The organism is Methyloceanibacter caenitepidi (assembly GCF_000828475.1).
GTDB classification, from domain to species: Bacteria; Pseudomonadota; Alphaproteobacteria; order Rhizobiales; family Methyloligellaceae; genus Methyloceanibacter; species Methyloceanibacter caenitepidi.
This window is the reverse complement of sequence record NZ_AP014648.1, coordinates 1,753,463-1,768,850: the sequence shown is the minus strand read 5'-3', so window position 1 is coordinate 1,768,850 and position 15,388 is coordinate 1,753,463. Positions and strand designations below refer to the sequence as shown.

Annotated in this window: 7 protein-coding genes; 2 read left to right on the top strand and 5 right to left on the bottom strand. The window is 63.5% G+C overall.

Translation table 11 applies throughout. The annotated features are described in order from the left end of the window. Nucleotides 1-1,146, bottom strand: a complete 1,146-nt coding sequence (recA, locus tag GL4_RS08170; protein WP_045366535.1) for a recombinase RecA — start codon at nucleotides 1,144-1,146, stop codon at nucleotides 1-3. A gap of 264 nt (nucleotides 1,147-1,410) precedes the next feature. Between recA and GL4_RS08165 the strand changes: the two genes are divergently transcribed. Beyond that, complete coding sequence (locus GL4_RS08165; RefSeq protein ID WP_045369773.1) at nucleotides 1,411-2,541, top strand: AI-2E family transporter; 1,131 nt, start codon at nucleotides 1,411-1,413, stop codon at nucleotides 2,539-2,541. Between the two features lie 184 nt (nucleotides 2,542-2,725). After that, complete coding sequence (locus GL4_RS08160) at nucleotides 2,726-3,016, top strand: HU family DNA-binding protein (RefSeq protein WP_045366533.1); 291 nt, start codon at nucleotides 2,726-2,728, stop codon at nucleotides 3,014-3,016. A 74-nt stretch (nucleotides 3,017-3,090) separates the two neighbouring features. Here GL4_RS08160 and GL4_RS08155 read toward each other — a convergent pair whose 3' ends face one another. The 4 genes from GL4_RS08155 to GL4_RS08140 all read right to left on the bottom strand — a co-directional run bounded on the left by GL4_RS08155 (nucleotide 3,091) and on the right by GL4_RS08140 (nucleotide 15,338). Then, nucleotides 3,091-4,413 carry a spinster family MFS transporter gene (locus tag GL4_RS08155; protein ID WP_045366531.1) on the bottom strand — a complete coding sequence of 441 codons (1,323 nt, stop codon included), beginning with the start codon at nucleotides 4,411-4,413 and terminating at the stop codon, nucleotides 3,091-3,093. 85 nt (nucleotides 4,414-4,498) lie between these two features. Continuing rightward, the gene (locus GL4_RS08150) at nucleotides 4,499-8,140 is read right to left on the bottom strand and encodes an autotransporter domain-containing protein (RefSeq protein WP_156137466.1); all 3,642 of its coding nucleotides are present in this window, start codon (nucleotides 8,138-8,140) and stop codon (nucleotides 4,499-4,501) included. A 174-nt stretch (nucleotides 8,141-8,314) separates the two neighbouring features. Further along, the gene (locus GL4_RS08145) at nucleotides 8,315-11,494 is read right to left on the bottom strand and encodes an autotransporter outer membrane beta-barrel domain-containing protein (protein ID WP_208430877.1); all 3,180 of its coding nucleotides are present in this window, start codon (nucleotides 11,492-11,494) and stop codon (nucleotides 8,315-8,317) included. 172 nt (nucleotides 11,495-11,666) lie between these two features. Next, the gene (locus GL4_RS08140; RefSeq protein ID WP_045366525.1) at nucleotides 11,667-15,338 is read right to left on the bottom strand and encodes an autotransporter outer membrane beta-barrel domain-containing protein; all 3,672 of its coding nucleotides are present in this window, start codon (nucleotides 15,336-15,338) and stop codon (nucleotides 11,667-11,669) included. Nucleotides 15,339-15,388 lie beyond the last annotated feature (50 nt).

The window sequence follows — 15,388 nt, the reverse complement described above, 5'->3', positions numbered from 1 at the left end:
TTAGCCGCGCTTGCTCTTGCGGCCGCCACCCGAAATGGGCGTTACCGTCTCCTCCTCGACCGGCGGCTCACCGTCATCGGCTACATCCTCGACGCTCTCACCCTCCAGCATCTGCCCGGCGACAAGCCCCGCGCTCTGCCGAATGGCCCGCTCGATCCGTTCGGCCATGTCGGGATTTTCTTTCAGAAACGTCTTGGCGTTCTCGCGTCCCTGGCCGATGCGCTCGCTGTCATACGAGAACCAGGAGCCGGACTTCTCGACGATCCCCGCTTTCACGCCGAGATCGATCAGCTCGCCCATCTTCGAGACGCCTTCGCCGTACATGATGTCGAACTCGACCTGTTTGAAGGGCGGCGCGACCTTGTTCTTGACGACCTTGATCCGCGTCTGGTTGCCAACCACCTCGTCCCGCTCCTTGATGGCGCCGATGCGGCGAATATCGAGGCGCACGGAGGCATAGAACTTCAAGGCATTGCCGCCGCTGGTGGTCTCAGGGCTTCCAAACATCACGCCAATCTTCATGCGGATCTGGTTGATGAAGATGACCATGCAGCGCGATTTCGAAATCGAGCCGGTCAGTTTCCGCAAAGCCTGACTCATGAGACGCGCCTGAAGGCCCGGCAGCGAGTCGCCCATCTCGCCTTCGAGCTCGGCCTTGGGCGTCAACGCCGCCACAGAATCCACGACCAGAACGTCGATGGCCCCGGACCGGACGAGCGTGTCGGCGATCTCAAGCGCCTGCTCGCCCGTGTCGGGCTGGGAGATCAGGACATTCTCGAGATCGACGCCGAGCTTGCGGGCATAGATCGTGTCGAGCGCGTGCTCCGCATCGACAAAGGCGCAGACCCCGCCCTTCTTCTGGGCTTCCGCAACCACATGAAGAGCCAGCGTCGTCTTGCCGGACGATTCCGGCCCATAAATCTCCACCACCCGGCCCCGCGGAAGACCGCCGATGCCGAGCGCGATATCGAGCCCGAGGGAGCCCGTGGGAATGGCCTCGACCTCCACGGCGGTCTCGTTCTGGCCGAGCCGCATGATGGAGCCCTTGCCGCAAGCCCGCTCGATCTGAGAGATCGCGGCTTCCAGCGCCTTCTCTTTGTCCATTTCCCCTCCAGCCTCAACAAGGCGCAGTGCGGCGTTCGACATCGACGAATCTCCTTATTTCACAGCCTTAGGGCTTGCGTAAATGGCGGTGCCCGGCCCGCGAGGCCCTCGTCCACACCCGGTTGGGCTTCGGCGAGCCGGCAATTGCGTTGGAGACCAAATGTACCCTCTTTGTTCTATGTTCGCAAGATGTTCTCGCATCCCGTCGCAAATTTGCGAGGAGGACCGGGGAAAGCGGCGGGAAAAGCGCTTCGTGGCTTTCCGTGAATCACTATGATCGAGCCCAGCCGCGGTATGGAGCGAGACATGAGCCGGGACGTCGAAAAAGGTGCCCTTCAGGACAAGGTGTTCGTCCTGCTGCTCGTGCTGGTGTCTCTGGCGTTTGCCTGGATCCTCCTCCCGTTCTACAGCGCCGTTCTGTGGGCGGTGATCCTGGCCTTGGTCTTTTCGCCGGTGCAGCGGTGGTTCATCGGCCGGCTTCCGAACCAGCCCAACCTCGCCACGTTCCTGACCCTGCTCAGCATCGTGGGGATCGTGCTGGTCCCTGTGGCGTTCACGGGCGCATCGATCGTCAGCGAGGCGACCACGCTCTACGAGAACATCCAGTCGGGGGACGTCAATCTCGGCACGATTCTTCAGCGCTTCCTGGATGCGCTGCCGAGCTGGGCGACGGACTTCCTGGCCCATTTCGGGGTGACGGACGTGGCCGACATGCAGGCGCGCATCATCTCGCTCCTTGCCGAAGGCAGCCAGTTTTTCGCGACCCAGGCGGTCCTTGTGGGGCAAGGCACGGCCAACGTCCTGCTCGGCACGTCGATCATGCTCTACCTCCTCTATTTCTTTCTGCGTGACGGCGGCAAGCTCTCGCAGAAGATCATCCACGCCGTTCCCCTCGCTGGCGAATACAAGGCCGCCTTGTTCGAAAAGATCGCCGTCGTCGTGCGCGCCATGGTCAAGGGCACGATCCTGGTCGCCATCGTGCAGGGTTTTCTCGGCGGCGTGATCTTCTGGGCGCTCGGCATCCGTGGGGCCGTGCTTTGGGGCGTGGTCATGGCCTTCCTATCTCTGCTGCCGGCGGTGGGGGCCTCGATCGTGTGGTTCCCCGTCGCGGTCTATCTCATCGCCACTGGCGACATCGGCAAGGGCCTCATTCTCATTGCCTTCGGCGCGGGCGTGATCGGGCTCGTAGACAATCTCCTCCGGCCCTACCTTGTCGGCAAGGACACCGCCCTGCCCGACTATGTCGTCCTAATCTCGACGTTGGGCGGCATCGCGCTTCTCGGTCTCAATGGACTGGTGGTCGGCCCGTTGATCGCGGCCTTGTTCATCGCCGTGTGGGACATCGCCGCCCGCAGCGACGTGGTCCCGAATGCGGCCGTGCACGACGACACGCCGGCGGCGGACGAGCCTCCCGCGGACAAGCGCAAGGCACGCTGAAAGCACGATTCGCCCTGTAATTTACGGGCGAAATACTCACAGGCCGTTTTCAAAAAAGCAGACAAAGCCGTGCGAATCGGCCATGCCTCAATGGGTATGAAGAGCCGGACCTGGCTCGGACGGCGAAGAGAGCTCGTATCAACCGGCTTTTCGGCGCGCCGTCCTATTTTAGGAGCGCTACATAATGCTTACAAAGACCGCACTCATCCAAACGATTGCCGACCAGCTCGACATGACGAAGAAAGACGTCAAGGACGTTCTCGAGACACTCGCGACCGTCGGCTACAAGGAAATGAAGAAGAACGGCGAGTTCATGCTGCCGGGCTTCGCCAAATTCGTGGTCGTCAAGAAGCCGGCCGTTCGCGCCCGCAAAGGCATCAATCCCTTCACCAAGGAGCCGACCGTGTTCAAGGCCAAGCCTGCGCGGAAGGTCATCAAGGCGCGCCCGGTTAAGGCCGCCAAGGACGCGGTGTAGCACCGCTCGTCCGCATACGGAATTGAGGGAAGTCAAGTGCGCCGTCCTTCGGGGCGGCGTACTTTTCGTTTGCGCTATCGCCTAGCGACTACTTGGGCGCTCGTTCCTTGGCCTTGCAGCAGCTCGCGCTCCTGCGGCGCAGTCCCGATCGTCCAGCCGGCTACAAGGAACACGATAGCGCCGGTGATCCCGAACGCCTGAACCGCGACCAGGCCGATGCCGAGGCTGCCGCCGGAGGGATCGAACCCGTTGGAAACGGCGCCGACGATCAGCGGGCCGAGCCCCATGCCGATCATGTTCATGCCGAACAACAACAGCGCGGACCCGACGGGCCGTTCTTCGCTCCGCAGCGCAGCGTGCAGCACCGCAATCGTCGGCGCGACGTAGACCGCACCAAGAGCGCAAGGGACAAGCAGCAGCAGAAGCGCGGTTGCCTTGCTCCCTGCCAGCAAGCCCGCGATGGAGAAAGGCTTCGTAAGGAGGAGTATCACGGCAGGCGTCCACGCGATCCAGGATGCCCGCCAAAGGGCGAGGCGCCCAGCGAGTTGTGCGCCCAGCATTGTTCCCATGGCACCCGCCGCACCGATGGCGACGGCAAGATACAGGCCGACTGCGGACAGCGCCATGCCGTGTTCCCGGACAAGAAATGTCGGCAGCCAGGCGACCATGCCGAAGGTCGTGATCGTGTTCAGGACCGTGGCCAGCACCATCAGCGCCATGGGCGAGGAACGGAAGATCTTTGCTACGGTCTCGGACAACAACGAGAACCGCAGCGTGGCGTTGCCGGTTCCGCCGCCCGTCCGAGGCGGCTCGGGCACGGTCAAACGAATGATCACGGCCAGCAACAGGCCCGGCACACCCGCAAGGAGAAGCGCGGCGCGCCAACCGAGGAACTGCGCCACGACCCCGCCCCCGACCAGCGCGAGCGCCGTTCCGATGTTCGCACCGGACATGAATACGCCCATTGCTCCCGCACGTTCGCGCGTCTCGTAGCGGTCCGAAATGATTGCATGGCTTGTGGGCAGCGCCCCGGCTTCCCCGACACCGACGCCCACACGTGCCAGGAAGAGCTGCCAGAAGTTCTGCGCGAGCCCGCACAGCATGGTCATGCCACTCCAAAAGGCAATCGTGATGGCGATCACGTTACGGCGGTTGAGGCTGCTCACGGCCAAGGCAAGCGGCAGACCCAGCGTCGAAAAGAGCACCGCGAACGCCAGACCCGACAGCAGTCCGAGCTGAATGTCGTTGAGCGCGAACTCGCGTCCGATCGGCGACAACGTCACTGCAAGGACCTGACGATCGAGATGCGCGAGCGCGAAATAGGCCGTGAGAACGATGAGCGTGTAGCGCCGCGAACCGACTTGAACACCGTCGAGCGCCGTCGTGGAAGTCGTCATGTCGGGATGCACCGGAGACTATCGAACTGCCGTGGATCGCAGACAGGTATCACGACCGCCCGTGCAAGTGCACCCTGCGCTTGCACTAATTGAACAGCCAGGTCAGGCGGCCTTTGACGGCGTTGTCTTCGAGGCTGTCCGCGTATTGGCCTTGGTAGGAGACGCCGGCTGAGAGGCGATCGCTCAAGGCAAAGTCGACGCCTGCATCCAAGAGCGCGGAGTCTTCAGCCAGCGGCACGCCGTCGATGGAAAAGCCGATGCCGGTCGTGGCAAAGGCCAGTGACGCGCCGGGCGTGATGTCGTCGAAGGCATGGAGCCAGGCCGCCTCGACATGGGGCGTCACCTGCATGGCGCCCCACGTCATCGTATGGGCTGCGCGCAGGCCGACCGTCGTGTAGCCCACGTCCTGGTTGACGCCGGTCGTGCTTAAGCTCGCTTGCGGGCCGCCCTTTTCCTTGAAGCCGCTGGTCTCGACGGACACGTAGGCGAGCCCCGCGAACGGTTCGAGTTCGACACCGCCAATTTGGGTCGGATACGCGATCTCGCCGAAGAGCTGGCCCGTGTCGGCGTCGTAGTCGGCCTTCTGCCGCTCGAAGAAGCCGGGGAACACGACGGCGCGCGAGGTCTCGATGTCGCTCCAGGCCCAGAGCCCGCCACCGCGTAAGGCAAAGCCCGACACCGCGCCGTTGACGTAGCCGCCGAGATGATAGGTCGTGGTGTTGGCGCCGCTATAGCGTTGGTCGACACTGACGTCGGAGAACGACGCGCCGGTGGCGACACCCACGCGCCAGGAGCCGCCAACGCTCGCATCCATGCCGGAGAGGAAACCGCCGAGATTGCGATCCGTCGTGGCGGCATTGCCGTCGCCGTCGAACGTGCCCCAGGCGCCGTAGCCTTGGGTCCAGAAGGCGAGCGGTTGCGTCGCAGGTTCGGCCGCCATCTCTTCGCCGATGAACTTGCTGCCGAGCCGCATGGCACTCGCATCGTAAGTCGCACCGCGACTTGCGACCTGCGGCCCGCCGGACCCGAGCGCGCCGCCTTGATGGCCCGCCTGCATCATGCGGCCGAGCACCGCCTCGCGCGCGTAGCGGCTATCGTCCACGAGAGTCCCCGCCACGGTCGCGTGGATCTCGCCGGACAGCGCATCGAACGCCTGGCGCGCACCCGAAGCCGTTTGGTTCAGCACGGCCAGGAACAACGGATTGTCAGTGGGGAACTGATCCAGTGCCCCAGCCACGGCCTTTTGGTTCTTGGTCTTGGCGACGTCCTGGAACAGCGTGGCGTTGCGCTCCAGGTTGAGCACCACGTCGTTGCCCGTGCCGCCCGTATAGTCGACGGTCGGGATCAAGAACGCGAGATTGGTGAAGACGCTCCCGAACGTGCCTTTGACGGAATCCGTGCCGTCATTGGCGATGATCGTGTAGTCGGTACTGTCCTTGTAGTTGCCGCCCGCGGCCAGCACTTTGAGCGTCGCGCCGGTGAGGTTCACCGTGCCATGCACGACGACTTTGTCGTTGTTGCCTGCAGCATCCACTTCAACCTCAAACGTCGACGCCGCCGCCATGGAGAACGCGCCGTTGACGGTCACGGTGCCGATGGAGTTGCCGGGCGCCAGCGTGCCGCCAAGCACGTTCAACCCGCCGAACGTGGGGTTGCCGCCCAAGGTGCCGCCCGTTTGCGTGAATGCGGCCGTCGTCGTCCCGTTGAAGCTCCAGGCGCCGCTTTCCAAACGGAACGTCTCGAAGCTCTGGAACTGCTTCGTGGCCGCGCCCGTATCGATCTTGGACAGGTTGAACGCCCCATTGCCCGAGCCGCCAAAAGCCAGTGTGTCGATGCCGGGCCCGGCCAGCACGCGGCCATTGATCTCGAAGCCGGGTTGGAGTTGAAGCACGTCCGCGAAGGCAGTGCTCTGATCGAACTGGACCGCGCCGCCGCCGCCGCCATTGAGCGTGCCGGACAAAGTTAGCGTCGTGGAGGTCCCTGCCGTCTTAACCGCGAAGGCGTCGGCGGCGGCGCCGTTGCTTGTCACGGCTCCAGCGGCGGTGATCGCAGTGCTGCCCGCCCCGGTATACGCCAGAACGTCTATGCCAGACGCTGTCGCGCCGGTGACATCGCCATTCGCGACGATCATCGTCGTACCGGTCTCAACCCTGCGGATCCGAATGCCGTTCGTGCCACCCCTCACCGTCGTGCCGGGAGCGGTGATCACATTCACCGGGGTTCCGAACGCGGTGAAGGTGCGGATGCCATAGTTATTGATCCCGATGACATTGTCGTTGGATCTAATCGTCAACGGCCCGTTGCCTGTGTTGTTGACGCGGATGCCCGTGTCTCCACCTTTCGTGACGGCATTGGTGGTAATCCTGACTGTGCCGCCTCCGTTGCTCGCCCGAATGCCGTAACGGCAAGGATCGGTGCTGGGGCAGCCCGCGAGATTGTTGCCGGTCACCGGGCCGTTCGCGGTTATGGTCAGTGGGCCCGTGCCGTCGTGATCGACGATAATCCCAATGTACGTGCCGGTGACAGTGGATCCGGCGCCGGTGGTCACCGTGAGGCTGGTGCCATCGTTTGACGCACCAATGCCGTAAGCGCCGGACACGGCACCGTTAGCCCTGATGTTCACGCTCCCGGTGCCGTAATTCAGAGCGGCGATGCCAGTGCCGTAGGTGGCCAAATAGGGGGACGGACCGGTGCCGCCGGCAACATCACCATTGGCGACGATTGTCGTCGCGCCGTTCCCAAAGTTGCTGGCGAAAATGCCAATGGCGCCGCCCGTCACCGTCGTTCCGGCGGCCGAGTTCACGTTGATCGAACTGCCTATGAAGCCCTGTGCGCGGATGCCATAGCGATCGACACCGGTAACGTCGTCATTGGCCGTAATTGTCAATGCCCCGCTGCTAACGTTGCTGACGCGAATGCCCACATCGTCGCCCGTCGTGGCGGCGTTGGTTGTTACCGTGGCAGAGGTCACCGCGTATGGACTGCCTCCGTTGCTCGCGCGAATGCCGTAACTGCAGGGAATGGGGCCAGTGCACCCGGAGGAATTGTTGGCCGTGACTTCGCCGTTGGTGGTTATCGTCAGCGGGCCCGTGCCGTCGTTATCGACGACGATCCCGAAATAGGTACCGGCGACGGTGGTCCCTACACCGGTCGTCACCGCGAGACTCGTGCCCTCGTTTCGTGCACCAATGGCGGCACCTCCCGTAACATCGCCGTTGGTTGTGATACTCAACGATCCGCCGCCGTAGTTCAGAGCCCTGATTCCGAAGCCGTAGTACGGATACGTCGGAGATATCGACGTGTCCCCGATCAGCGGACCGGAGGTCTCGACCGTCACGCTGCCAGGCGTGACAGTCGTGCCGGTCGTGTCTCCGCTCGATGTGATCGAGAGCGCAGTACCTTGGGCAAAGCCGCTGGCGTCCAGATAGGACGCCGCGTAACTGTCGATAAACGAAACGGCGCCGTAACCCGTGATCGTCATGGCATTGCCCGTGGTCGTGTTGACCCGGAAAAACGGCGCCGTGACGCTTACGGCCAAGCTCTGGGTGCTGTCGCCCGTGTTGTCGATGATTTCGGGATCAGTGAACACGCCGGCGCTGCAGGTCACGTTGGGGCCGGTTGCTGAGCAGTGGGGAACGGCCGACGCAGTGCGGCCATAGCCAACGGCCGCGCCAAGCATGGCAGCCGTCGACAGGAGTAGGCGGCGCCGAGTTGTTCCTGAACTCACGCTCTCCCCCCGAGAATCGATTTGATCAGGATGATCGGAGCACGGCGCATCAGCGCCGATGCGAAGCCCTACACAACTGTATGTTACAGTGCGACAACTCGCCGCGCCCTGCAAGAGTGATTCCGGGAAAACCCCCCTAATCTCTGCGGTTTTTTGATGCTGTCTTTAGTCTGGCTAATTGAACAGCCAGGTCAAACGCCCTTTGACGGCGTTGTCTTCGAGGCTGTCCGCATACTGGCCTTGGTAGGAGACGCCGGCTGAGAGGCGGTCGCTCAAGGCGAAGTCGACGCCCGCATCCAAGAGCGCGGCGTCTTCAGCCAGCGGCACCCCGTCCACATCGAAGCCGATCCCGGTGGTGGCGAAGACAAGCGATGCGCCCGGCGTCACGTCGTCAAAGGCGTGCAGCCAAGCGGCCTCGATATGCGGGGTGACGGCCATGCCGCCCCACATCATCGTCGTAGCTGCGCGGAGGCCTACCGTGGTGTAGCCCACGTCCTGATCGATCCCAGATGTACGCAAGCTCGCTTGCGCGCCCCCCTTCTCGCGGAAGCCGCTGCTTTCGACGGACACGTAAGCGAGACCCGCGAAGGGCTCGAGTTCTATGCCACCCACTTGCGTGGCATACGCGACCTCGCCGAAGAGTTGGCCCGTATCGGCGTCGTAATCCGCCTTCTGCCGCTCGAAGAAGCCGGGGAAGACGACGGCGCGCGCGGTCTCGATCTCGCTCCAGGCCCAGAGCCCACCGCCGCGCAAGGCGAAGCCGCCCAGATCGCCGTTGACGTAACCGCCAAGGTGATAGGTCTTCGTGTTGGCGCCACTGTAGCGCTCGTCCACACTCACGTCCGAGAAGGACGCGCCCGTGGCGACGCCGGCGCGCCAGGAGCCGCCAACGCTCGCATCCATGCCGGAGATGAAGCCGCCGAGATTGCGGTCGGCCGTGGCGGCATTGCCGTCGCCGTCAAAGGTTCCCCGGGCGCCGTAGCCTTGGGTCCAGAACGCGAGCGGTTGGGCCGCGGGTTCGGCCGCCATCTCTTCGCTGATGAAATTGCCCCCAAGCCGCATGGCGCCTGCATCGTAGGCCGCACGGCGGCTTGCCACTTGCGGCCCGCCGGACCCCAGCGCGCCGCCCACATGGCTTGCCTGCGTCATGCGGCCCAGCACGGCCTCGCGCGCATAGCGGCTGTCTTCGACAAGCGTGCCGGCGACAGTGGCGTGTACTTCGCCCGAGAGCGCGTTGAAAGCTTCCCGGGCGCCCTCGGCGGATTGAAATAGAACCGAGAGGAATAGCGGATTGGTCGTCGGGAACTGATCGAGCGCTTTGGCCACATGGCACTGGTTCGGCGACGTGGCGACCGAGCAGAAACTCGCGCCGCCGCCGTTGTGCTTGCCGTGGTAGCGCGTCAGCGTCAGCACCACGTCGTTACCGTCTCCGCCGCCATAGTCGACGCTCGGCTTGAGAAAGGCGAGGTCGTTCTCGATCTTGGCGAACCGGCCCTGGACGGCGTCGCCGCCATCGTTGTCGATGATCGTGTAGTCGGTGCTCTGCTTGTAATCGCCGTTGGCCGCGAGCACGCGCAAGGTCGACCCGGTGAGGTTCACAGTCCCTTTGACAACGACCCTGTCACTCTGCCCCTCGGCATTCACCTCGACTTCGTAGACGGCGCCCCCGGACAGCGTGAAGGCGCCATTGACCCGCATGGTGCCGATGGAGTTGCCGGGGGCCAGCGTGGCGCCGACGATGTCAAGATCGCCGAACGTGCCTGTTCCCCTTAAGACGCCGCCCATAACGGTCAGCGGCATAGAGGTGCCGCCCGTGAACGTCCAATTGCCGCTTTCCATCTCGAAGCTCTCGAAGTTGCGGTATTGCTGCGTGCCAGCGCCCGTATCGATGTCGCTGAGATTGAATTCACCCTGTCCTGGACCTGATAGGAGCAGCGCATCGTTTGTTCCGGGACCGGCGAGAACCGTACCCGTGATGTCGGCAGTGGTTCCGATCGTCAGCGTGTTGGCATAAGCCTTGGCCTGGTCGAATTGTATGCCGCGCGATCCATCGAGGTCGCCGGCCACGGTGATATCGGCGCCTCCGTGTTCGACATTCACCGCGAAATTGCTGCTGCTGGTTGCGGTTACCGTGCTGCCGGCGCCGACGCTGATCTGCGCGTTGTTGCCGGTGTAGTTGCTCACACCGATGCCGGTCTGTCCGGTCACGTCACCGTTTGCGGTAATGATGACGGTGCCGCTCCCGCCGTTCGTAACGTTGATACCGGCATAGCTGCCGCTGACCGTGCTGCCCTGGCCCGTCGTCACCGTCACGTCCGTTCCGGACAAGGTCACAGCTTCGACACCGATCTCGCCGCCATTCACGGTCCCATAGACCGTAACGTTGATGCTGCCGCTGCCTTCGTTGTCCACTTCGATGCCGTCGGCATCGGAAGAGGATTTGACCGTCGATACGGCACCGACAGTGACCGCGATGTCCGTTCCACGGCGATTGGTCACCCCGATGGCGTTGCCATCCGTACCCGTCACGTCGCCAGAGACGCTGACGGCGACCTCGCCATAACCCTTGTTGTAAACATTGATCCCCGTTACGCCACTGACGGTCGCGTTTGCCCCCGTCGTCACGGTGATGTCAGTGCCGGCGTAGCTGTAGGCGTTGATGGCCGCGTCGTTCTTACCGGTAACGTCGCCGTAGGTGTTGATGGTGATAGGGCCCGAAGTCGCGCGTGCGTTGACGCCGTACCCCTCTGCCGAGACGCTGCCGTAGGCGCCAATCGTGACCTCCAGCGGGCCGCTGCCGTCGTTGTTGACGTAGACGCCCGTGCCAGCCTCGCCGAACACGCCGATATCGGCGGTCACGTCACCGTTGACCGTCACGTAGGACGACGAACCACGGTTGTCGGCATAGATGCCCCAGCCGCCCCCGCTGACACTACCCCCTGCGTTCAGCGTGATGGACAGGTTTCCGGTGCCGAAATTGTAGGATTGGAAATCGCCGTTGAAAGTTCCGTTCGAAACAACAGTCACGCTGCCCGGCGTGGAGCCATCGTCCTCGTTCGATTTGATGTAGAAGGCATTGTCGACATCGGAAGAGAGCGTCGCCCCGTTGTAGTCGGTGTAGGAAAGTGCCCCGTCGCCAGTGATCGCGATGGCGTAGGAGATAATGGTGCTGACGCTGAACGGATCGCCCGTGACAACCTGAACGTTGTCGATGTCGATGAGGTCTTGCGCGTCCGAGCTGGTTCCTTGGCAGAAATAGGTCGTTGTCGACCCCTGCTGGTCGCAGATCTGATCTGCATGTACGCGGCGGCCGTACCCCGCGACCGTCGCCACCAGCATCGTCGTGGACAGCAAGAGCCGCTGCCTCAGCCCCCTTCGCCACATGACGTCCCCCAAACGAGCCTTCGACCACGGGCGCACCTTGCCCGGTGGTATCGTCAAGCCCTCAAGGTACAACCCTCACAGATTCGTTGCTGTGACAGCAAGTTGCAATAGTGGCAAACCGCGCGGCGAAATGTACTCGAAGCTAGTTGAACAGCCAGGTGAGGCGGCCCTTGACGGCGTTGTCGGACACGTTGTCCGCAAATTGGCCAGAGTAGGAGAAGCCGGCGGACAGCCGATCCGAGACCGCGAAGTCGAGGCCGGCATCCAGGAGCGCCGAGTCTTCGGCAAGCGGCACGCCTGACACGTCGAAACCCGTGCCGGTCGTCGCGAATGCCAGCGATGCATCCGGCGTGACATCGTTGAAGGCATGGAGCCACGCCGCTTCCACATGCGGGGTCACTGCCGTGTTGCCCCACATCACCGTCTTCGCGGCGCGGAGGCCGAGTGACGTATAGCCCACGTCCTGGGAGACATCCTTGCCGCGCAAGGAGGCTTCCGCCCCACCCTTCTCCTTGAAGCTGCCACTCTCGACGGACACGTACGCGAGACCCGCGAACGGTTCGAGATCGAAACCACCCATTTGCGTCGGGTACGCGACCTCGCCGAACAGCTGACCCGTGTCGGCGTCGTAGCTCGCGTTCTGGCGTTCGTAGAAGCCCGGGAAGACAACGGCGCGGGATGTGTCGACTTCGCTCCAGGCCCACAGGCCGCCGCCGCGCAACGCGAAGTCACCAGCCATGCCGCCGGCATAGCCGCCGAGATAATAGCTCTGGACATTGGCGGTGCTGTAACGCTGGTCCACGCTCACATCGGAGAAGGATGCGCCGGTTGCGACACCCACCCGCCAGGAGTCGCCCACGTCCGCATCCATACCGGAGATGAAGCCGCCGAGATTGCGATCCGCGGAGGCCGCGTTTTTGTTGCCGCCGAAGTCGCCCCAAGCGCCGAAGCCTTGAGTCCAAAATGCGAGCGGCGCAGGCGCATCGAGAAGCGCCTTACCATCGTACAAGTCCAAGCCCCCGAGCATCATGGCTTGGTTGCCGTAGCTGGCGACGATCGGCCCGCTCGAGCCAAGCGCCCCGCCGCGGTGGTTCGCCTGCATCAAGCGCCCCATGACCGCCTCGCGCGCATAGCGGCTGTCATCCACCAAGGTCCCCGCCACGGTCGCGTGGATCTCGCCGGACAGCGCATTGAAGGCTTCCCGCGCACCTTCCTCCGTCTGAGTCAAAGCGGAATAGAAAAGCGCATTGTCGGCCGGAAACGCATCGAGCCCCTCGGCCACGTTGCATTGGTTCTTGGTCTCGGCAACCGAGCAGAAGCTGAGATAGGTGACGCCGCCCGGTCCGCTCGCACCACCGCCGCCACCGCTGCCGCCGGTCGTGGTCGGCACGACCGTGCGCAACAGCGTCAGGACAACGTCATTGCCGTCGCCGCCGTCATAGACGACGCTGGGCGTCAGGAAGGCGTAATTCGTTTCCAGTTTCGCGAACTTGCCGTTTACGGCGTCGGACCCGTCATTCTGGATGATCGTGTAGTTGGTGCGCGTCCTGTAGCTGCCCTTCTTGGCCAGCACGCGCAATGTCGCGCCGGTGAGATTCACCGCGCCGTTGACGATGGCCGTGTCGTTTCGTCCGTTAGCATCGACCTCGACTTCGAACACGGAGCCTCTGCTGAGCGTCAAGTCGCCGTTGATCGTCATGCTCCCGATCGAGTTGCCGAGAGAGATCGTGCCGCCGTTCGAAATCAGCTCGCCGAAGGTGCCGGTACCTTTCAGCGTGCCGCCGTTGAGGGTGAAGGTGTAGGGCGTCGTGCCGTCGAAGCTCCACGTGCCGCTGTCGATCTGAAAGATTTCGAATTCCTGGAACTGCTTCGTGCGATCGCCGGTGTCGATGTCGTCGAGATCGAATGTACCGTGCCCCCCGCCGGCGAACGCCAACGTGTCTATGCCGGGGCCGGCCAGAACCTTGCCGGTGACGGCCGCCGTTGGATGCAATTCCATGCGGTCGCTGAACGCATTGATCTCGCTTCTGTCGAATTTCGCGGCGCCGCCGGCGCCGCCATTCAGCGTACCCTTGACGACAAGGTTCGTCCGCCCCCCGGAGGTCTCGATCGCGAAGTCGTCTGCACCCGTGCCGGAGCTTGAGACAATGCTGCCGCTGCCAATGTCGACGTTGATCGCGCCGCCACCGCCATGGCCTAGATAAACGCCGTCCGTCGTGCCGGAGATATTCCCCGTGGTGTTCAGGGCGATCGCCTCCGGTCCGCTGCTGGTGGCGTAGAGACCCTCACCGCCAAGGCCCTCCAGGGTGCCCGCAATGTCCAGTGCCAACGCGCCGGACCCATCGTGAACGGTCCGCATGCCCGTGGTGGCCCCACGAACGCTCGAGCCGCTTTGCGTCGAGATTGTCGACGTTGTGCCGCTGTTCGCAGCCGAGATGCCCTCGGCGGCGGTGCCCTCGATGTTGCCGGCGATATCGAGGTTCAGCGCGCCGCTGCCTCCATTGTTCGCGATGAGTCCGGTTTGTCCACTCACGGTGGTGCCACCGGCGGTCGAGACCGAAAGATCGGTGCCGGCCGTGTTCGACGCCTGAATGCCCGAGCCGCTGGTGCCGGTGACGTCGCCTCGCGTGTCGATCGTCAACGTCCCCGTCCCGTAATTCGTCGCGGCAATGCCCGCGCGCGCGCCTGTAACCGTATCCTTGGTTGTGACCGAAAGATCGGTGCCATAGGTTTCGGCGGTGATTCCGTTGGAGCTGGTGCCGGTGACCGTTCCGCCCGTGTCGATCGAAAGAGAGCCTGCCCCCTCGCTGGCAGCATCGATGCCTGTTTCTCCGCTGACGGCGCTCATCGTTTGCACGGTGAGCGGGCCCTTGCCGTGATTTGTGGCGCTGATGCCTGTTTGGCTCGCGGTCACGGCGCCTTTGGTAATAACGGTCAGGCTGTTCGAGTTCGCGTTCTCGTTGATCGCCTCGATCCCGTGGGCGCTGAGCCCGTCGACCGTGCCGCCGGTCTCGATCCTCGTCGATCCGAGACCGAAATTGCTGGCCTTGATGCCCGTGATGGCGCCCGAAATGGCGTCCTCTGTCGTGATCGAAAGGTCCGTTCCGTAGCTCGTGGCCGTAATACCGTTGTACAGCGTGCCTGAGACAGGCCCGTGCGTATCGACCGTAAGCGTGCCTGAACCGCGGTTCACAGCCTGTATGCCAGTCTCACCGCTGACGCCGGCGCCAGCATCGATGGTCAACGGGCCCGTTCCGTAGTTCGTGGCACTGATGCCGGTGCGCTTGGCCACGACAGTCTCTTGGCTGACGATCGAGAGAGCCCCGCCGTTCGCATTTCTGTTGAGCGCGGTGATGCCGTTGCCGCTTGTTCCCTCGATCGCGCCGAGGGCGTCGATACTCAGCGCACCCGTTCCGTAATTTGTGGCGTCAATTCCGATTCCGCCACTCAGTGATCCGTTCGTGGTGACGTCAACACCGCCCGGTGTGGATCCGTCATTGCCGGTCGAGGAAACGGACAGTGCCGTCTCCAGCACGGACGTAAGCGAGGACGCATTGGCGTCGCTAAAGGAGACCTGGCCCTTGCCGGAGATCGCGAGCGCAGTCTTGTCCGTCGCGGAGACACTGAAGCCGGGAAGCGTTTCAACGGTCGCATTGTCGGCCTTGATCGTCTGGGCCCCGCTGCTGCCGGAACATTCGAAGTTTGGCGCCGTGCCTGTGCAATCGGCATAGGCATACTGGCTGCCGCCCGTGCACGCGGCCGCGGCCACGAGCATTGACAGCAGCACGGGCAGCCGTGCCGACAGCTTGGACATTGTTTCCCCCTTGACCCCACGCCGGCTCTGCATCCCACGCAGATCGCCGC